Source organism: Blastomonas sp. CCH1-A6 (genome assembly GCF_001556365.1).
Lineage (GTDB): Bacteria > Pseudomonadota > Alphaproteobacteria > Sphingomonadales > Sphingomonadaceae > Blastomonas > Blastomonas ursincola.
In genome coordinates this window covers 20475-37989 of the sequence record NZ_LSIS01000249.1, presented here as the reverse complement: position 1 = coordinate 37989, position 17515 = coordinate 20475, and the positions used below count along the sequence as shown (strand labels likewise).

General features: G+C 63.7%; 20 protein-coding genes. 8 read left to right on the top strand and 12 right to left on the bottom strand.

Annotated elements, in window-relative coordinates:
* Positions 1 to 341 precede the first annotated feature (341 nt).
* From AX735_RS12025 to AX735_RS12005, 5 genes are all read right to left on the bottom strand, one after another.
* A complete protein-coding gene (locus AX735_RS12025) occupies positions 342 to 1961 on the bottom strand; it encodes a SulP family inorganic anion transporter (RefSeq protein ID WP_231750099.1) in 1620 nt (539 codons plus the stop codon).
* 38 nt (positions 1962 to 1999) lie between these two features.
* Positions 2000 to 2671 carry a carbonic anhydrase gene (locus tag AX735_RS12020; protein WP_066280384.1) on the bottom strand — a complete coding sequence of 224 codons (672 nt, stop codon included), beginning with the start codon at positions 2669 to 2671 and terminating at the stop codon, positions 2000 to 2002.
* A 37-nt stretch (positions 2672 to 2708) separates the two neighbouring features.
* Complete coding sequence (locus AX735_RS12015) at positions 2709 to 3050, bottom strand: ArsR/SmtB family transcription factor (RefSeq protein WP_066280383.1); 342 nt, start codon at positions 3048 to 3050, stop codon at positions 2709 to 2711.
* 61 nt (positions 3051 to 3111) lie between these two features.
* Entirely contained in the window at positions 3112 to 3771 is a 660-nt protein-coding gene (locus AX735_RS12010; protein WP_066280381.1) for an energy transducer TonB, read from the bottom strand.
* Positions 3772 to 3781: 10 nt separating this feature from the next.
* On the bottom strand, positions 3782 to 5221 hold the full coding sequence (locus AX735_RS12005; RefSeq protein ID WP_066280376.1) for an AMP nucleosidase: 1440 nt from the start codon (positions 5219 to 5221) through the stop codon (positions 3782 to 3784).
* Positions 5222 to 5443: 222 nt separating this feature from the next.
* On the opposite strand from AX735_RS12005, the gene AX735_RS25825 reads away from it, so the two are divergent.
* Positions 5444 to 5917: a YbjN domain-containing protein gene (locus tag AX735_RS25825; RefSeq protein ID WP_066280374.1), complete on the top strand. Its 474-nt coding sequence runs from the start codon at positions 5444 to 5446 to the stop codon at positions 5915 to 5917.
* A gap of 98 nt (positions 5918 to 6015) precedes the next feature.
* On the opposite strand, the gene rplI is transcribed toward AX735_RS25825, so the two are convergent.
* The 5 genes from rplI to AX735_RS11975 form a co-directional block, all read right to left on the bottom strand.
* A complete protein-coding gene (gene rplI, locus AX735_RS11995) occupies positions 6016 to 6624 on the bottom strand; it encodes a 50S ribosomal protein L9 (protein ID WP_066280370.1) in 609 nt (202 codons plus the stop codon).
* 12 nt (positions 6625 to 6636) lie between these two features.
* A complete protein-coding gene (rpsR, locus tag AX735_RS11990) occupies positions 6637 to 6861 on the bottom strand; it encodes a 30S ribosomal protein S18 (RefSeq protein WP_023836482.1) in 225 nt (74 codons plus the stop codon).
* Between the two features lie 21 nt (positions 6862 to 6882).
* Positions 6883 to 7242 (bottom strand): 30S ribosomal protein S6, encoded by a 360-nt coding sequence (rpsF, locus tag AX735_RS11985; RefSeq protein WP_023836483.1) that lies wholly within the window; start codon positions 7240 to 7242, stop codon positions 6883 to 6885.
* A gap of 328 nt (positions 7243 to 7570) precedes the next feature.
* Entirely contained in the window at positions 7571 to 8710 is a 1140-nt protein-coding gene (locus AX735_RS11980) for a GGDEF domain-containing protein (protein ID WP_066280368.1), read from the bottom strand.
* Between the two features lie 85 nt (positions 8711 to 8795).
* Positions 8796 to 10223 (bottom strand): phosphotransferase family protein, encoded by a 1428-nt coding sequence (locus AX735_RS11975; protein WP_066280366.1) that lies wholly within the window; start codon positions 10221 to 10223, stop codon positions 8796 to 8798.
* A gap of 150 nt (positions 10224 to 10373) precedes the next feature.
* Here AX735_RS11975 and fabD point away from each other — a divergent pair, with 150 nt between their 5' ends.
* From fabD to mltG, 5 genes are all read left to right on the top strand, one after another.
* On the top strand, positions 10374 to 11309 hold the full coding sequence (gene fabD, locus AX735_RS11970; RefSeq protein ID WP_066280365.1) for an ACP S-malonyltransferase: 936 nt from the start codon (positions 10374 to 10376) through the stop codon (positions 11307 to 11309).
* Positions 11310 to 11455: 146 nt separating this feature from the next.
* Positions 11456 to 12193 (top strand): 3-oxoacyl-[acyl-carrier-protein] reductase, encoded by a 738-nt coding sequence (gene fabG, locus AX735_RS11965; RefSeq protein ID WP_066280360.1) that lies wholly within the window; start codon positions 11456 to 11458, stop codon positions 12191 to 12193.
* 94 nt (positions 12194 to 12287) lie between these two features.
* A complete protein-coding gene (locus AX735_RS11960) occupies positions 12288 to 12524 on the top strand; it encodes an acyl carrier protein (protein ID WP_023836488.1) in 237 nt (78 codons plus the stop codon).
* A gap of 235 nt (positions 12525 to 12759) precedes the next feature.
* Positions 12760 to 14019: a beta-ketoacyl-ACP synthase II gene (gene fabF / locus AX735_RS11955; RefSeq protein WP_066280358.1), complete on the top strand. Its 1260-nt coding sequence runs from the start codon at positions 12760 to 12762 to the stop codon at positions 14017 to 14019.
* A 7-nt stretch (positions 14020 to 14026) separates the two neighbouring features.
* Positions 14027 to 15001, top strand: a complete 975-nt coding sequence (gene mltG / locus AX735_RS11950; RefSeq protein ID WP_137775304.1) for an endolytic transglycosylase MltG — start codon at positions 14027 to 14029, stop codon at positions 14999 to 15001.
* On the opposite strand, the gene AX735_RS11945 is transcribed toward mltG, so the two are convergent.
* Complete coding sequence (locus tag AX735_RS11945; protein WP_066280356.1) at positions 15002 to 15421, bottom strand: hypothetical protein; 420 nt, start codon at positions 15419 to 15421, stop codon at positions 15002 to 15004.
* 220 nt (positions 15422 to 15641) lie between these two features.
* On the opposite strand from AX735_RS11945, the gene AX735_RS11940 reads away from it, so the two are divergent.
* Positions 15642 to 16187 (top strand): peroxiredoxin, encoded by a 546-nt coding sequence (locus AX735_RS11940; protein WP_066114329.1) that lies wholly within the window; start codon positions 15642 to 15644, stop codon positions 16185 to 16187.
* A 104-nt stretch (positions 16188 to 16291) separates the two neighbouring features.
* Positions 16292 to 16816: a 2'-5' RNA ligase family protein gene (locus AX735_RS11935; RefSeq protein ID WP_066280353.1), complete on the top strand. Its 525-nt coding sequence runs from the start codon at positions 16292 to 16294 to the stop codon at positions 16814 to 16816.
* On the opposite strand, the gene AX735_RS11930 is transcribed toward AX735_RS11935, so the two are convergent.
* Complete coding sequence (locus AX735_RS11930) at positions 16813 to 17298, bottom strand: hypothetical protein (protein ID WP_066280351.1); 486 nt, start codon at positions 17296 to 17298, stop codon at positions 16813 to 16815. The genes AX735_RS11935 and AX735_RS11930 overlap by 4 nt on opposite strands.
* Positions 17299 to 17515 lie beyond the last annotated feature (217 nt).

Genomic DNA, 17515 nt, shown 5'->3' with positions numbered 1-17515 from the left:
CCCGCCAGCCGGGCAGTTTCGGTCGCCTTGGCGCGAAGCTCGTCACGGTTCTGATTGACCGATGCAAAGGCGCTGGCGGCTTCGGAGCGCGCACGCTCGGCCAGGTTCAATGCGTCGGTCTTGATCCGCTCAGCGGCGGTCTTGATGGCATCACTCATGGTGATCTCCTTGTACAATAAGGTAATTAGGTCCCCTGCACCGGATTGATTACGCCGATACAGGCAGAATGTTCCCTCGCGATCCGACCCGGGTGCGATTTCTTTCGACGACTGGACATGCAAACGGCCACCGGATTGCTCCGGCGGCCGCTGCATGTGTTGCTGCTGGGGTAAGGCCCGGGATCAGGCCGCCGGCTCAAGCACCGGCCTGGCTTTTTTTGGCCCGTCTCCCGGGCCGGTACCGGGGCTGTCTGCGGCATCCTGCATCTTCTGATAGGGCGATGCATAGCGGTCGTGCAGATCCTGCCACTCCATCACCATGCTGCCGCCGGTTGCCTTGTGCTGCTTTTCCCACGCGCCCAGCATGTCGAGACAGGCATGGTCGATATGGTCGAGATGCTCGACATGGACATGGACTTCCCGTCCCGGCTTCACGGTTTCCAGCACGCTGGCGAGGCGCGGGATCGAGAAGAAGGTCGCCGATCCGTGCAGGAACACGTCGGTGCGGCCTGCCATCTCGTCATCCTCCAGATCGACCCGGACATGCGTGAACGTATAGACGACCTTGGCCGTTGCCAGCACGAAGCCGATGATCACGCCGGTGAGCAGATCGAACACCACGATGCCGCCCAGCGTGGCGAAATAGATCGCCAGCTCGACGCGGCCATAGGAAGCGATCTTCTTGATCTGCGCGATGTTGACCAGCTTGTAGCCGGTATAGACGAGGATCGCGGCGAGCGCGGCGGTCGGGATCAGCGCCAGCAGCCAGGGCAGGGCGACGACGGTCGCCAGGATCCACCCGCCGTGCATGATCGCAGAAAGACGCGACTTGGCTCCTGCCTGGACATTCGCCGACGAACGCACGATCACGCCTGTCATCGGCAGTGCACCGACCGCCCCGCACAGCATGTTGCCGATGCCCTGCGCGCGCAGTTCCTTGTCGTACTTGGTGCGCGGCCCGGTGTGCATCTGGTCGACCGCCGTGGCGCACAGCAGCGTTTCGGCGCTGGCGACAAAGGCGAAGACCACGCCGAGCAGCAGGATTTCCATGGTCAGGCCGCGCTGCAGCGCTTCCATGGTCGGGATGTTGAGCGAAGCAATGATATTGTCGGGCACGGTGACGCGCTTGATGTCGAACCCGGCAAAGGCCGCCACCATCGTGCCGACGATCACCGCGATCAGCGGCGCGGGGACCACAGCCAGCTGCTTGGGCTTGAACTGGTTCCAGAGCAGGATCGCCGCGATGGTCGCTACGCCCGTGATCGCAGCCAGATGATGGCTGTCCATCGCCATCGGGAAGATGGCCTTGTAGATCGCCTCAGGAATCGAGATCAGGTTCTGGATGCCGCTGCCGCGCGGGCTGTCATCGATCATCACGTGGAACTGCGAGCCCAGGATGAGCACGCCGATCCCGGCGAGCATGCCGTGGATGACCGAAGGTGAGATAGCGCGGAACCACTGGCCGAGCCGGGCGATCCCGGCGAGCAACTGGAGCGCGCCGGCGATCAGGCCGACGACGCCCATCATGATCAGGCCCTGTTCCTGCACCAGCTGATAGCACAGCACCGCGAGCCCTGCGGCGGGGCCGCTGACCTGCAGCGGCGAGCCCGCCAGGGAGCCGACGACCAGGCCGCCGATAATGCCGGTGATCAGACCGAGCGCGGGTGGCGCGCCCGATGCGATGGCGACGCCAAGGCAGAGCGGAAGCGCCACCAGAAAGACGACGACCGAAGCGAGCAGGTCCTGTGGCCAGCTCCGCTTCATCGTCTCGAGTTCACCCATCTGGGCGGTTGCTGCAGTCATGACCAGGGTCCTTGAATGAGGCGTTTCTCAGGTTCCGATCAGGCGGCGCACTGATGCTTTTCGAGCGCCAATGCGGCCATTTCGCTCGCATAATGTTCGTGCACCGGGGCAAACTTGCCCGTCGCCTCGTCATAGGCGGTGACGTCGCCGGTGCGAATGTCATAGACCCAGCCGTGCAGCTGCAGATCGCCCGCCGCCAGGCGTGCCGCCACCGACGGGTGCGTTTTCAGATGGTTGAGCTGCAGGATGACATTCTGCTCGAGCAGCATCTTCATCTTGGCGGCATCATCGAGATTGCTGCCCAGATGCTTCACCACCTCCACGGCAGCGCGCGAATAGCCCAGCCATTCGCGGACATGCGGCAGGCTGTCGAGGCCTTCGGGGTTCATCGCACCCTTCATCGCGCCGCATTCGGTATGGCCGCAGATCACGATGTGAGGGACCTTGAGCGCGGCGACCGCAAATTCGATCGACGCGGTCATGCCGCCGGTATGGTTGGTGTGCGGCGGAACGATATTGCCCGCGTTGCGGCAGATGAACAGCTCACCCGGATCGGTCTGGGTGATCATCGCGGTTTCGATGCGCGAGTCCGAGCAGGTGATGAACAGCGCTTCGGGCGACTGGCCCTTGGCCAGGCTTTCGAACAGTTCCTGCTTCTCGGGGAAGACTTCGGTCTGGAAGCGGACGACGCCGGCGGCGAAATGGGGCATGGGGAGGCTCCTTATTGAGGCTTAAGGGTTAGTTTGATCAGGACCAGAGTTCACGCACCTCGCGCAAATCTCCGGCCAAGGCCGCAGGGGCACGGGCTTCGACAAAGGCGAGCCCGTCGGTGATCCAGCCGGCAATCTGCGGCTGGGCCAGGCGATAGAGATGCTGACGGCCATTGCGCCGTTCCTCGACCATGCGTGCGGTGCGCAGCAGGCTGAGATGCTGGGAAAGACGCGTCGGCGGAAGGTTGAGCTTTTCCGCCGGCGTGGTGACATCGCATTCGCCGGTGCGAAGCTCCTCGATCAGGCGAATCCGGTCCGGATGCGCGATCAGCTTGAAGACCTCGGCGAGTTCGCGGGCGACTGGAACACGGTGCGGCATGCCATCGAGTATGGCTATCCGCTAAACTAGGTCAATACATACCTGCAAATATATGCAGATGTTACGGTAACTCGCGCGGCTTCGATCGAGGGCCTGCCCCTTTGTAGAACATTATGGTCGACATGTAGAAGCTCTCGACCGCTTGGCCATCCAACGTTCCAGGGCTGAACCGAAACTTTGCCGCCGTTTTGCAGGTCGCGTTATCCAGCATCCTATATGAGCTTGAACCCACTATTTCGCAGCCCCCCACCTTGCCATCCAGGCCAACCAGAACCCGAAAGACAACAGTTCCCTGCTGCCCTCCACGCAGGGCCGCATCAGGATAAATGCTGGTGCCGAACTTGTGGCCGTTCAGCAGCTTGGGCCTCACAAACTCGCCGCTGATTTTGGGAAAGGTCCAAACCGGAGTGCTGACGATCGCCATCTTGCCAGGGGGCGTGGCAAAGAAATTTACAGAACGGCAAGCTTGCTTGTCCGCTTCGCTGTCACCACTGGATTCGATAACCTTGCAGTTTCCTTCAGGCAGATCGAACCCGTTGCTGGCAAAGCCGACTTTCGCTGCCCGTTTCTCGGGCTGGGGGCCTCGTGCAGGATAGATTGGGAAACGCAACTGGCTTTCGTCAACCTCCTTCGTCTCAACCGCCAAGGCGTTTGCCGGCAAGGCCAGAACACAAAACACGCCAAGCGCCAAAACGCCTGAAACCCTGCCCGTCAGCTGCATTTCCTCCTCCCTACCGGAACGGCGGCTCGTTGAACGCGCGCAGCTTGCGGCTGTGTAGCGAATTGCTTTCGTTGCGCAGCATTTCGCAGGTGCGGATACCGATCTGCATGTGCGCCGCGATCGCCTCCTCGTAGAAGCGATTCGCCTGGCCGGGGAGCTTCAGCTCGCCGTGCAGCGGCTTGTCCGACACGCACAGCAGCGTTCCGTACGGCACACGGAAGCGATAGCCCTGCGCGGCGATGGTCGCGCTTTCCATGTCGATCGCCACCGCGCGCGACTGCGAGAAGCGCAGCGCGCTGGTCGAATAGCGCAGTTCCCAGTTGCGGTCGTCGGTGGTGACGACCGTGCCGGTGCGCATCCGCCGCTTGAGGTCCGCGCCGCTGGTGCCGGAAATTTCCTCCGCAGCCTCTGCCAGGGCCTGCTGGATCTCGGCGATCGGCGGGATCGGGATTTCGGGGGGCAGCACCTCGTCCATGATATGGTCGTCGCGTAGATAGGCATGCGCGAGCACATAATCGCCGATCCGCTGCGTCGGGCGAAGGCCGCCGCAATGGCCGATCATCAGCCACACCTCGGGGCGCAGCACCGCGAGGTGATCGGTGATCGTCTTGGCGTTCGAAGGCCCGACGCCGATATTGACCAGGGTGATGCCGCCGAAATCGGGCGCGATCAGGTGATAGGCGGGCATCTGGTGCCTGCGCCACGCACTGTCCGCGACCAGCTGGCTGGGGTCCGCGCCCGGCTGGTCGGTATAGAGCCCGCCTGCGCCCGACAGCGCGGTATAATGGCCCTTGCCGATCTGGCTGCACGCCCAGCCCACGAATTCATCGACATAGCGGTGATAGTTGGTGAACAGGATGAAGCGCTGGACATGCTCGGGCGGGGTGCCGGTATAGTGACGCAGGCGCGCCAGCGAGAAATCGGTGCGCAGCCCGTCGAACAGCGACAAGGGCCTTTCGCCGCCATAGCCGAACGACAGGAAGCCGTCGGCGATCTCGTCACCGATATCGGCGAGCTCGGTGGTCGGGAAATAGCGCGCCAGCTCGAGCGGCGTGATGCCGCCCAGCTCCGGCCCGGAAATGCCGTCGAGCACGTAAGGGAAGGGGATTTCCTGGTCGCTCGGCTCTACCGACATGACGACATCGTAATTGTCGCTGAGCAGGGTCAGCTGCTCGGTAAGATAGTCGGCGAACATGCGCGGGCGGGTGACCGTGGTGGTGTACACGCCCTGCGCGTTGAGGCGGCCGAAGGACAGGCCTGGCGCCGCCCCGCGTTCGTTGCCGTCATATTCGATTCGCAGGCACGGATAGCTGAACGCTCCGTTCGCGCGCAGCGCCGGATCGGGCGGCGTGCCGTTCTCGACAAAGGCGCGGATCGCGGTCTGGAGAGTGTGGACCGACTGCTCGTAATGGTCGGCAAGCTGGGTGATGATCGTTTCGATAGTGCTCATGTTAAGCTCTTAACGACTCCAGATGGCACTGTCATTACTGTTGTCGATGCTCGCCGAGCGCGAGATTTCAGGCGGTTGCATGCGCCGTCGCACACCGCTTATGATGCCCACGGGTCGGTTGGTGCGGGATGGAGTGGACGGATGACAGGTACAGGCAGGCAGATTCGCGCTGGCAGATTGCTGATACCGGCAGCACTGGCGTTGGCGGCGGCAGCCCCGGTCATGGCACAGCAACAGCAGGGGAATGCCGATGACAAGGTGGAGGTGACCGCCTTTACCCCGACCAGCGTGCGCGAAATCCTGGCGCCATTCGGCAATGGCGTCTCGATCGCCGACCGGCAGACGCCCGAGGGCCGTCCGTTCGTCGAGGCAAGCTTCGGCCAGTTGCGCGTCAACATGTTCTTCACCGCCTGCCCGCCGAACCAGCCGACCCAGTGCCAGGGGCTGTACATGCTGGCCTTCTGGCCCAAGCCAGCAGAACGCAATCCGCAGAATCTTGCGCAGGCCGCAGGCGACTTCAACCGGCTGTACGAGTTCAGCAAGGCGGGCGTGTCGGTGGCAGGCGAACCCTTTGTCGCGCGCTATCTGATCAGCGATTTCGGTGTGAAGCGGGGCACGCTGCGGCGCGAGGTGACCAATTTCGTCGTGCTGGCGCAGCGCTTCAACCAAGAGGTGGTGAGCCCACCGGCGCAATGAGCGCTTGTTGCACTCTCCCCGGGCTGGGCAGGATGCAACCACAAAAAAGGCCGGGCTCCATCGCTGGAACCCGGCCTTTTTGAACCGTGATCGTCCGATCAGGCGGCGGCGTCTTCGCCTTCGCCTTCTTCGGGCTCGTCAACCGGGATGGTGCCCGGCTCGGCATTGGGGTCGAACTTTTCGACGAAGCCGGCGGGAGCCTGGTCTTCCTCGAACATCTGCGCCATCACGTCGACACCGGCCTTCTGCAGCTCGGCCTCGTCTTCGCTGCGTGCGACGTTGACGGTAACGCTGACCGACACTTCCGGGTGCAGCGCGATCTTGACCGGGAACACGCCCAGCGTCTTGATCGGGCGCTCCAGGATGATCATCGCCTTGGTGACATTGGCACCATCGGCGTTGAGCGCATCGGCGATGTCGCGGACCGACACCGAACCATAAAGCTGGCCGCTGTTCGACGAGGCGCGGATCAGAACGACCTGCATGCCGTCGACCGACTCGGCGCGCTTGGCTGCTTCGTCGCGCTTGGCGAGGTTTTCGGCCTCGATGCGCTCGCGATTGGCTTCGAACACCTTGCGGTTGGCTTCGTTGGCGCGCAGCGCCTTCTTGTTGGGCAACAGGAAGTTGCGGGCATAGCCGTCCTTGACGGTGACGACGTCACCGATCGAACCCAGCTTCTCAATCCGTTCGAGCAAAATGATCTGCATGTCCCTTGCTCCTTACTTCACGATGTACGGCAGCAGGCCGATATGGCGAGCGCGCTTGATGGCCTTGGACAGCTCGCGCTGCTTCTTGCCGGAAACCGCGGTGATGCGGCTGGGGACGATCTTGCCACGTTCGGACATGAAGCCCTGAAGCAGGCGCACATCCTTGTAATCAATGGCGGGAGCGTTCTTGCCCGAAAACGGGCAGGACTTGCGGCGGCGGAAAAATGGGCGTGCCATGTGTCGTTATCCCTTTCTGTCTCAGGCTTCGCGGTCACGGCGGGGGCGCCGTTCGCGGTCCTGCTTGCGCATCATCACCGACGGGCCGCTTTCCAGCTCGTCGACGCGCACGGTCAGGTAACGGATGATGTCTTCGTTGATCGAAGTCTGACGCTCCAGCTCGGCAACGACGCCGGCGGGGGCTTCGATGTTCAGCAGAACGAAGTGCGCCTTGCGGTTCTTCTGGATCTTGTAGGCGAGGTTGCGCAGACCCCAGGTCTCGGTCTTGGTGACCTTGCCTTCGTTCTGTTCGACAATCTCGGTTGCGGTCTGGGCCAGCGCGTCCACCTGGGCCTGGGACAGGTCCTGGCGCGCCAGAAACACATGCTCGTACATCGGCATGTTGGCTTCCTTTACTCATCTGCCGATCGCTGATGCGCGCCCCATGCGACACACCCCTCCGGCTTTCTTCATGCATGCGGAGGACGGTCAGTCGTCCGAAGGCAAGCGCGGGCTAATACCCAAAAACCGGAAGAAAGCAAGCACCGAGACAAGAAAAAGCGGCATGATGGGGTGAGGCTCCGAGTCCTGGTGACGCTCTTTTCCGTCACCCCCGCGCACGCGGGGGTCCCGCTTCTGCGCGAGGGTGGTTGAAGGTAGCGGGATTCCCGCATTCGCGGGAATGACGATGAGGGGTGACAGAGATGCCAGGCGCTGGCCAGGCGAGCGCTCAGCCGCCGTGGAAGATCAGCACCTGGTTGCGCCCGGTATTCTTGGCTTCGTACAGCGCGGCATCGGCATTGCGCAGCACCTGGCGGTTGGCCTCGCCAGGAATGAACGGCGCGACACCGGCAGAGAAGGTGATGCGGCCGATGGGCTCGCCATTCTCCTTGTTGACCAGCGAGCGTTCGGCAAGGTCCTCGCGAACCGCATCGATCTGCTTCTTCGCCTCGGCGGTGGTGGTGTTTTCCAGCACGATCACGAATTCCTCGCCGCCATGGCGCGCCAGATGACAGTTGCCGCGGGTGAAGCCGTCGAGCGTCTTGGCGACCAGCTGCAGCACGCGGTCGCCCGCCTCATGACCATGCGTGTCGTTGACCTGCTTGAAATGGTCGATATCGATGAACGCGACCGACAGCGGTTCGAACCGCTCCTTGGCGCGGATGGTCGCAGCGGAGAATTGCTGCTCGAACGCCCAGCGGTTGGGCAGTCCGGTCAACTGGTCGCGCTGTGCCTTTTCATTGGCCTCGTCGAGGCGGCTGCGCATCTGGCTCAGCTTCTTGGTGCTCTCGTCCAGGCTCTCGCTCGCCTTCTTGGTCGATTGCATCATCTGCGTGGTGATCTTGAGCAGCGCCTTGAACTGCGCCTCGATCGGCATGTCGGCCTGCTCGGCAGGATCAAGCTCGCGCATCCAGTCGAGCCGGGTCTGCAGCGCCTCGGCATAGGCCATGCTTTCCTTGCCGCTCTTGCTCAGCGTCTTGAAGCCCCCGGCGAGAAGCGCCTCGCTTTCGGCGACGAGCGCATTGAGGTCCTGCACCTTCATCTGGCCTTCGCACTCGTCGAGGATTTCCGCGACCATCTCTGACGACAGGCGGCCATTGGTGTCGAGCTTGCGATCCACCGCGCCACGCAATGCGTTGTTGCCGCCGTTGAGATACTCCCAGGCAAGCTTGTAGTTGTCCGGAACGGGGTCGAGCTGCACCTGCTCGAGGAACGAATAGACCTTGAGATATTGCTGCTTCTTGATGTTTTCGAAGACGGTCTCCCTTTTCGGAGCCTCCTCGTCCGCCTTGGCCTGGCCTGCCAGGATCGACGCGGCGAGTTTCATCCGGTCCCTGAGATTGCCGCGTGCTGCCTGGAGTTCTGCCATCGGTTGACCCAATCGTCCTTAATTGATCGTTCACTGGACTTAACGACCGGGGACGCGGCGGATTAAGCGTCAAAATTGCGCCAGATTATAAATTCTTGGCAGATGTCTGAGGGGTCCGGCTCCACGCGGTCCGCGCCGCGCCAAGTCCGGCATAGCGCGGCTGATCGATCAGGCAATTTTCGGCCGCCAGGCGGCGGAGATGGTGGTGCACGGCCGGGGTGACATGCGCCGGGTCCTGGCGTAGCGCGGCGACCAGAGCGGGGGCGTCATAGCCCAGAATTTCGAGCCGCCTCGTCTGGCTGGCGCGGAAGCCGGGGCCGAGCGCAGCGTCGCGCGCTGCCATGCCCAGCGCGTTGACCGCGACCTTCGCTTCGAACTTCGCATGGCCCTGTGCCGTGGCGGCGATCTTGCCATCGAGCCACAGCGCGACCGCATCGGTCAGCGCCGCGCCTGAAGGCACGCCGTTTTCGGGCAGAGCGTCGGCAGCGGGCCAATCCATCGGCGCGGGGACATCAACCAGTTCGTCCGACAGCATCAGCAGCAGATCGATCTCCACCTCCGAAACGCGGCGGCCGATGACCAGCCGTTCGGGATTGGCCTTGCCGCCGCGCCGCCAGATATCGGCCATGATCAGGCAGCATATGCCCCACCACAGGCACGAATAGACCAGCCAGAAGCGAAAGCGCGTCCGGTCGACCGGCACACCGGTAACGGCTTCATAATGCGACAGCATGTCTTCAGGCTGCGCAAAGCCGCCAAGTACCTTGTCATAGCGCCCGAAGCGCCAGCTGGGGATGCAGCCAAAGGCCAGGTCCTGCACCGGATCGCCCAGATGCGCGAGCTCCCAGTCGAGCACGGCGGAAAGACCCTGAGGCGTGACCAGCAGGTTGCCCATGCGAAAATCGCCATGGCACAGGCGCGGCTCTACCGGATCGGGCAGCGCGCGCTCGAGCCAGCCGAAAGCGAGCGCGTAGATGGGCGACAGCCCGCCCAGATCGCGCCAGCGCGCCTCGAGATCGGCCAGCATCTGGGCCGGGCTGCGATAGGTCAGTGACGAGGGCAGGCTGGCAGGCGCGATCGCGTGGATCGCGGCCAGCTGCTCGGCCCATTGTTGCGGCAGGCTTTCGAGCGCACCTGCATAGGCCGGATCGCGCAAAAGCACCTGGGGCAGCGCCTCTCCGGGGGCGCAGGCCATGATGAAGCCCTCGCCCAGGCCATCGTCGCGGGTCAGGCGCGCGCGCACTGCCGGGGCCATCACGCCATGCGCCACCGCGCTTTCGATAACGTCGGCCTGCCCGTCGAGATCGAGCGCGCCGGAATCGATCGAGGCGTCATCCGCGCGCAGCCCCTCTGGCATGCGCCGCAGGATCAGCGCCTCATTGCCCCAGGCGAAGCGCCAGCTCTGCATGCTCGCGCCGCCGGAAAGCCGTTTGAGCCCGGCGAGCGGTCCGTCGCCCCCAAGCTTCGCGCGGCAAAGCGTTTCCAGCCTCTCGGCAAATGCGGTATCATCCATGCCGTGGTGTTAATCGATCGGTTAAACTGCCGCAAGCCGCTTGCCACCAACTGCCTTGCAACTATGGGGCAACAGGATTAACGGGCGGCGCTTGACGCAGGGGCTGGAGGGCGCCGGCGCGATCTTGTGGGGCGAGGGACGACGATAGTCATGACACGCGCATTCATTTTTCCGGGACAGGGCAGTCAGAAGGTCGGCATGGGCAAGGCCCTGGCCGAAGCGAGCGCCGAGGCGCGCGCGGTGTTTCAGGAGGTCGACGAGGCGCTCGGCCAGAACCTGTTCAAGCTGATGACCGAAGGTCCGGCAGACGAGCTGCAACTGACCGAGAACGCGCAGCCCGCGATCATGGCCAACGCGATCGCGGTGTTCCGCGCGCTCCAGGGGCAGGCGGGCGATGGGCCGGTCAGCTTTGCCTATGTCGCGGGACACAGCCTGGGCGAATATAGCGCGCTGTGTGCGGCAGGATCGATCGATCTGGCGACGACCGCAAGGCTGCTCAAGCTGCGCGGCCAGGCGATGCAGGCGGCGGTGCCGGTGGGCGAGGGCGCGATGGCCGCGCTGCTCGGCATCGAGTTCGAGGATGCGGTGAAGGCCGCCGAACAGGCAGCCGGAACGCAGGTCTGTGCCGTTGCCAATGACAATGCCTTTGGCCAGGCGGTGATCTCTGGCCATGCCGCAGCCGTCGAGCGCTGCCTGCCGATCGCCAAGGACATGGGCGCACGCAAGGCGATGATGCTTCCTGTATCCGCACCGTTCCATTGCGCGCTGATGCAGCCCGCAGCCGAACGCATGGCCGAGGCGCTGGCGGCAACCGAGATCAGGGATCCCATCGTGCCGCTGTTCGCCAACGTCACCGCCGCACCGGTGGGCGATGCGGCCACGATCCGCAATCTGCTGGTCGACCAGGTCACCGGCATGGTCCGCTGGCGGGAATCGGTCATCGCGATGCGCGATGCGGGCGTCGATCATTTCATCGAACTGGGCGGCAAGGTGCTGGTCCCGATGATCAAGCGCATCGTCGAGGATGTCGAGAGCGAGAGCATCGTCAAGATGGGCGATATCGACAGCCTGCTCGAAGCGGTTTGAGAGATAAGCCAAGCCCGTTAACAACGTCCGCTCAACCTGAGCTTGTCGAAGGTCCCGCGCCCACGCTGGCCATATAGCGTGGCCTTCGACAGGCTCAGGCTGAGCGGGGCTGGGTAGGGGAGAGGCGCATGACAGGAGAATTTCGCATGTTCGATCTTACAGGCATGACCGCTCTGGTCACCGGCGCGAGCGGGGGTATCGGGTCGGCCATCGCGCGCGGGCTCGCTGCGCATGGCGCACGGCTGGCGCTGTCGGGCAGCAACGAAGCCAAGCTCAAGGATTTTGCCGCCTCGCTGGGGGGCGATCATGTCGCGCTGACCTGCAACCTGTCCGATCCGGCCGCCGTCGACGCGCTCGTCCCGCAGGCGGTCGAGGCCTTGGGGTCGCTCGACATCCTGGTCAATAATGCCGGCATCACCCGCGACAATCTGGCGATGCGGATGAAGGACGACGAATGGGCAGACGTGATCCGCGTCAACCTGGAAGCCGCGTTCCGCCTGTGCCGCGCCGCCGCCAAGCCGATGATGAAGGCGCGCTTCGGCCGCATGATCTCGATCACCAGCGTGGTCGGCGCGACCGGCAATCCCGGCCAGGCCAATTATGCCGCGTCCAAGGCGGGGCTGGTGGGCATGTCCAAGGCACTGGCGGCGGAACTCGCCAGCCGCAACATCACCGTCAACTGCGTCGCGCCGGGCTTTATCGCATCGGCGATGACCGAGGTTCTGCCCGATGCGCAGAAATCGGGCTTGATGGCGCGCATTCCGGCAGGCAAGCTGGGTGAGGGCGATGATGTCGCAGCGGCGGTGGTCTATCTCGCCAGCCGCGAGGCAGGCTATGTCACCGGTCAGACGCTGCACGTCAATGGCGGCATGGCGATGCTGTAACGCAGCCCTCTTGCCAGCCGATAAAAGCGGCATTAGGGCGAGGCAGTGATTTCAGTTCGCATTTTTCGTTACACACAAATCGAAGGAACTCTGAATGAGTGAGACTGGCGACCGCGTCAAAAAAATCGTGATCGAGCATCTCGGCGTGGAAGCCGAGAAGGTCACCGAAGACGCAAGCTTCATCGACGATCTGGGCGCCGACAGCCTTGACATCGTCGAGCTGGTGATGGCGTTCGAAGAAGAGTTCGGAGTCGAAATCCCCGACGATGCTGCCGAGAAGATCAGCACCGTCAACGATGCCATCGAATATATCGACAGCCACAAGGGCTGATTTGCTGCTGGCACAGGGGCCCATCGCACCGGCAAGGCACCGCGTCGAAACCGATCGGCGGGCCGGGTCCGGTGGGCAGCGTCGCTGCTTTGCGGCAGCGACCATGTGAAGATAGGATGGCTTCCCTGATCGTCGTCTCGGCGACGCGGGGAAGCCATTTTTCATTTTCGACGAACGTCGTTCGCGGGCGCTTGGGCCCGCAGACGTCGCAACAGGTTTTTCAGGAGTGGGGCGAATGCGCCGTGTAGTCATTACGGGTCTGGGTCTGGTCACGCCGTTGGGCGCCGATGTCGAGACCGCGTGGAGCAATCTGATCGCTGCCAAATCGGGCGCGGGCACGATTACCCGTTTCGACGCGAGCGAGTACAAGTGCCGGATCGCTTGCGAGGTCAAGCCTGCGACACACGAATATGGCTTCGACCCCAACAAGCGCGTCGACCACAAGGTACAGCGCCAGGTCGACCCGTTCATCATCTACGGCATCGATGCCGCGGGCCAGGCGCTGGAAGATGCAGGTCTGACCGACATGAGCGAGGCCGAGCGGCTGCGCGCGGGCTGCTCCATCGGTTCGGGCATCGGCGGACTGCCGGGCATTGCCAGCGAGTCGCTGGTGCTCAACGAAAAGGGACCGGGCCGCGTCAGCCCGCATTTCGTCCATGGCCGGCTGATCAACCTGATCTCGGGCCAGGTCAGCATCAAGTACGGGCTGATGGGACCCAACCACGCGGTGGTGACCGCCTGCTCGACCGGCGCGCATTCGATCGGCGATGCCGCGCGGATGATCGCGCTCGACGATGCCGACGTGATGCTGGCAGGCGGCGCGGAAGGCGCGATCTGCCCGATCGGCATTGCCGGGTTCGCCCAGGCCCGCGCGCTTTCCACCGGCTTCAACGATACACCCGAGCGCGCCTCGCGTCCCTATGATGTCGACCGTGACGGTTTCGTCATGGGCGAAGGCGCGGGCGTCGTGGTGCTCGAGGAATATGAACGGGCCAAGGCGCGCGGCGCGAAGATCTATGCCGAGGTCATCGGCTATGGCCTGACCGGCGATGCCTATCATGTCACTGCGCCGCATCCCGAAGGCTCGGGCGCGTTCCGCTCGATGGAAATGGCGCTGCGCAAGTCCGGCCTGTCGCTGGAAGACATCGACTATATCAATGCCCACGGCACCTCGACCCCGCTGGGCGACGAGCTGGAGCTGGGCGCGGTGCGCCGCCTGTTCGGCAGCGCGATCGACACGCTGTCGATGAGCAGCACCAAGTCGGCGATCGGCCACCTGCTGGGCGGCGCGGGCGCGGTGGAATCGATCTTCTGCGTGCTGGCGCTGCGCGACCAGATCGTGCCGCCGACGCTCAACCTCGACAATCCGAGCGAGAGCTGCCTCGGCGTCGACCTCGTCCCGCACAAGGCCAAGGAGCGCAAGGTGCGCGCGGTGCTCAACAACAGCTTCGGCTTTGGCGGCACCAATGCCAGCCTGATCATGAAGGCGGTCTGAGCCCATCATGCTGCGCCGTCTGGGATGCATCGTTCTGGCAGGCGCTGCGGCGCTGGTGCTGCTGATCGGCGGCAATTTCTATTGGGGCTGGACCGCGTCCGGCCCCGCGCCCGAAGAGCTGTCCGTGGTCATCCCGGCGGGCAGTTCGCTCGCCAGCGCGGCGCAGGTGCTCGAGGAAAAGGGCGCGATCAGCTCGGCCGGCGCGTTCCTCAACCGCGCGAAGGTGTTCGGCGGCAGTGACCCGATCAAGGCCGGCGAATTCGTCATTCCCGCAGGCGCGAGCAACGCGCAGATTCTCGACATCCTTCAGGGCGGCGCGGTCATCCGCCGCATGGTCACCGTGCCTGAGGGCATGCCGAGCATCCTGGTGCACGAAAAGCTGATGGCGGAAAAGCTGCTCACCGGCGACGTGCCCGTGCCGGAAGAGGGCACCATCCTGCCCGAAAGCTACAGCTTCGAACGCGGCGAGAAGCGCATCGCGGTGATGCTGCGTATGCAGAAGGCGATGCAGGACACGATCGCCGAACTCTGGCCCAACCGTTCCCCCGACACGGTCGCCAAGACCCCGCAAGAGGCGGTCACCCTGGCCGCGATCGTCGAGAAGGAGACCGGCAAGGCGTCCGAACGGCGGATGATCGCGGGTGTGTACAGCAACCGCATCCGCAAGGGCATGATGCTGCAGGCGGACCCGACGATCATCTACCCGATCACGCGCGGCAAGCCGCTCGGCCGCCGCATCCGCCAATCCGAAATCTCGGCGGTGAACGACTATAATACCTATGCGATGACCGGGCTGCCCAAGGGACCGATCACCAATCCTGGCCGCGCCTCGATTGAGGCGGTGCTCAACCCGGCGCGGACCGATGCGCTGTACTTCGTTGCCGACGGCACCGGCGGGCATGTGTTTGCCAGCACGCTGGCCGACCATAACCGCAATGTCGAGAAGTGGTTCGCCATCCGCCGCGCCAGGGGCGAGATGTAATCAGCGGCTCCAGCGGCGCTTCCGTGCGGTGAGCGTCAACCAGATTTCCAGCACGATCGATCCGGCGACCAGCGCCTGGAAGCCGAGTACGCTGGCATCCAGCCGCGAAGGGTCAGCGAACAGCCAGGCGTTCTGCAGCACCAGCCCGATCGCCGAGGCGATGAACAGCCAGAGAGCGAAGTTACGCCGGAGCAGCAGAGCGATCGCACCTGCCGTCCCTGCCACCGTCGCCAGTACGAAGCCGTAAAAGGCGATGGCGGGGCGCGCTGCATAAAGAGCCTGCTGCTCGGGGGCGAGCTTCGAAACATCGCCAAGGCCCAGCACGGGGTCGAACAGCAGGGCGACAAGGCCGATGACGTTCCATGCCAGCAGAACGATGGCCAGCAGCCAGAACCAGCCCAAGGGCCGTGACAGGATCATTGAGGCTCCCTCCCGATGCATTCAAAATGAAGATATTCTGTGACTATTGCAACCATGTCACGCCGTTCTGCGCGCGGTCCAATCGAGTGTCATGGCCAATGCGACCAAATCATCGAAAAAAGCGATCACGGCACACGAATGTTTTCATTTCACTTGGCAGCTGCGCTTGCCTAGATGCTGCACTGCAAAACATATTCCCCCATCGTTCAAGGAGTTTCCCATGATCGGACGTCAGGTTCCCAATGTCTGCCTCAAGACGCGCGTGCGCGACGACAGCATCGAAGGCCCCAACCCCTTCCGTTGGGAAGACAAGCTCACCGGCGATCTGGTCGCCGGCAAGCGCGTGGTCATCTTCTCGCTGCCCGGCGCGTTCACCCCGACCTGCTCGAACTCGCAGGTTCCGGGCTTCGAAGCCATGTACGACGATTTCCGCGCCGAAGGCATCGACGAAATCTACTGCGTGTCGGTCAACGACGCGTTCGTGATGTATCAGTGGGGCAAGTCGCTGGGCGTCGAGAAGGTCAAGCTGCTTCCCGATGGTTCGGCCGACTTCACCCGCCGCATGGGCATGCTGATCCGCAAGGACCATGTCGGTTTCGGTGAGCGCAGCTGGCGCTATGCGATGGTCGTCGACAATGGCGTGATCACCGACTGGTTCGAAGAGCCGGGCATCAACGACCATGGTCTGGACAACGATCCCTATGGCGAAACCGCTCCGGAAAACGTGCTGGCCAAGATCAAGGCGAAGCAGCCCGAACTGGCCTGAGCCGGCTGACAGACGAGATCCCTAGACGGGTCGCAAGCGGGGGCGCGGTGCAGCAATGCACCGCGCCCCTTTGTGCATGCGCCGTTCCCCGCTAGGAAGCTGAAATGCGGCGCGAACCGATCATCATGACAGCGACGATGGGCGCGGCCGACCAGGCCTGGGCCGATGCGCTGCGCCACGCGCATTACCCTGCCGACCGCAATGTGGTCGAGGCGCATGTCACGCTGTTTCACCAACTGCCGGGCCATTGCGTGGGCGAGATCGTCGAGCGGACGCGGGCGCTGGCGCGGGAATTCGCTTGCCCCGATGCCAGGCTCAGCGAGGTCATGCGGATGGGCAATGGCGTCGCCTTTCGCATCCATTCACCCGGCTTGCTGACGATCCGCGCGATGATGGCGGAAGACCTGCACGGCCTGCTCACCGCGCAGGACCAGGGCACGCCTCGGCTGCACATAACCGTGCAGAACAAGGTGGAAGCCGCCACCGCGCGCGCCTTGCATGCTGCGCTTTCCGCCACTTTCATGCCGCGCCCGCTGGCGATCACGGGCCTGGCGCTGCACCGCTATCTCGGCGGACCGTGGAAGCAGATCGGCAGCTGGCCCTTTCGTGGCAAGGCGGTCGCGCGCTAGCGCCGCACTCTGGCCCATGTCGCCCTGATCGCCAGCACCAGCGTCGCCGCCACCGCAGTGCCGGTCAGCGCGAACTTGATCGTGGTCAGCAGCGTCTTCGCATCGAGCCAATCCGCCCGCCCGCTCAGCGCGAGCAGCTGCCCGATGTTCTCGGCATAATCGGCGACCATGCCGCCCAGCATCACCAGCGCGATCCAGCGCGCCTTCGCACCGCCCAGGCGAACCGCGAGCCCGGCGAAGAATGCGCCATAAGCGAGCGGATAGAGGCCGTCATAAAGCAAGGTCGCGTGCGCATGCACATCGCGCTGCCAGGGCGTGAGCCTATCCAGCAGCGCACGCGCCTCCGCCCCGGTCAGCGTCAGATCGAGCATCCCGCCCAGCGCTGCCCCCGTCTGACGGAGCAGCCCCCCGAGCAGCACCATCGCGGCAAAGCTGATCGCGATGACGCTGGTGCGGGAAAGCACAGGCAGATGATGAGGCATGGATGGGAGTCCGCTCGGTAAATCCCCAAATCAGGGGTAAATTAACATGAAAGCATGTAAGCTATTGAACAGGCAGCGATTTGTGACCGTTTGCGACAATTTGCCACACGCGCACGACGCCCCGAAAGTGCATGCTTGGCTACGTGGGTAGGGGGCTACTACGACGATAGTGAGGCGCTCTGACCTGTCCGTCAAACCAAGTTTCAGGGGGTTCACT

Bases quoted from the DNA above. Each gene is read 5' to 3' on its own strand.
- AX735_RS12010 (WP_066280381.1), bottom strand. From the start codon at position 3,771: ATGCAGCTGACGGGCAGGGTTTCAGGCGTTTTGGCGCTTGGCGTGTTT.
- rplI (WP_066280370.1), bottom strand. From the start codon at position 6,624: ATGCAGATCATTTTGCTCGAACGGATTGAGAAGCTGGGTTCGATCGGT.
- fabG (WP_066280360.1), top strand. From the start codon at position 11,456: ATGTTCGATCTTACAGGCATGACCGCTCTGGTCACCGGCGCGAGCGGG.
- fabD (WP_066280365.1), top strand. From the start codon at position 10,374: ATGACACGCGCATTCATTTTTCCGGGACAGGGCAGTCAGAAGGTCGGC.
- AX735_RS11935 (WP_066280353.1), top strand. From the start codon at position 16,292: ATGCGGCGCGAACCGATCATCATGACAGCGACGATGGGCGCGGCCGAC.
- AX735_RS11945 (WP_066280356.1), bottom strand. From the start codon at position 15,421: ATGATCCTGTCACGGCCCTTGGGCTGGTTCTGGCTGCTGGCCATCGTT.
- fabF (WP_066280358.1), top strand. From the start codon at position 12,760: ATGCGCCGTGTAGTCATTACGGGTCTGGGTCTGGTCACGCCGTTGGGC.
- AX735_RS11940 (WP_066114329.1), top strand. From the start codon at position 15,642: ATGATCGGACGTCAGGTTCCCAATGTCTGCCTCAAGACGCGCGTGCGC.
- AX735_RS11960 (WP_023836488.1), top strand. From the start codon at position 12,288: ATGAGTGAGACTGGCGACCGCGTCAAAAAAATCGTGATCGAGCATCTC.
- AX735_RS12025 (WP_231750099.1), bottom strand. From the start codon at position 1,961: ATGACTGCAGCAACCGCCCAGATGGGTGAACTCGAGACGATGAAGCGG.
- rpsR (WP_023836482.1), bottom strand. From the start codon at position 6,861: ATGGCACGCCCATTTTTCCGCCGCCGCAAGTCCTGCCCGTTTTCGGGC.
- AX735_RS11980 (WP_066280368.1), bottom strand. From the start codon at position 8,710: ATGGCAGAACTCCAGGCAGCACGCGGCAATCTCAGGGACCGGATGAAA.
- AX735_RS12020 (WP_066280384.1), bottom strand. From the start codon at position 2,671: ATGCCCCATTTCGCCGCCGGCGTCGTCCGCTTCCAGACCGAAGTCTTC.
- AX735_RS25825 (WP_066280374.1), top strand. From the start codon at position 5,444: ATGGCACAGCAACAGCAGGGGAATGCCGATGACAAGGTGGAGGTGACC.
- mltG (WP_137775304.1), top strand. From the start codon at position 14,027: ATGCTGCGCCGTCTGGGATGCATCGTTCTGGCAGGCGCTGCGGCGCTG.
- AX735_RS12005 (WP_066280376.1), bottom strand. From the start codon at position 5,221: ATGAGCACTATCGAAACGATCATCACCCAGCTTGCCGACCATTACGAG.
- AX735_RS11975 (WP_066280366.1), bottom strand. From the start codon at position 10,223: ATGGATGATACCGCATTTGCCGAGAGGCTGGAAACGCTTTGCCGCGCG.
- AX735_RS12015 (WP_066280383.1), bottom strand. From the start codon at position 3,050: ATGCCGCACCGTGTTCCAGTCGCCCGCGAACTCGCCGAGGTCTTCAAG.
- rpsF (WP_023836483.1), bottom strand. From the start codon at position 7,242: ATGCCGATGTACGAGCATGTGTTTCTGGCGCGCCAGGACCTGTCCCAG.
- AX735_RS11930 (WP_066280351.1), bottom strand. From the start codon at position 17,298: ATGCCTCATCATCTGCCTGTGCTTTCCCGCACCAGCGTCATCGCGATC.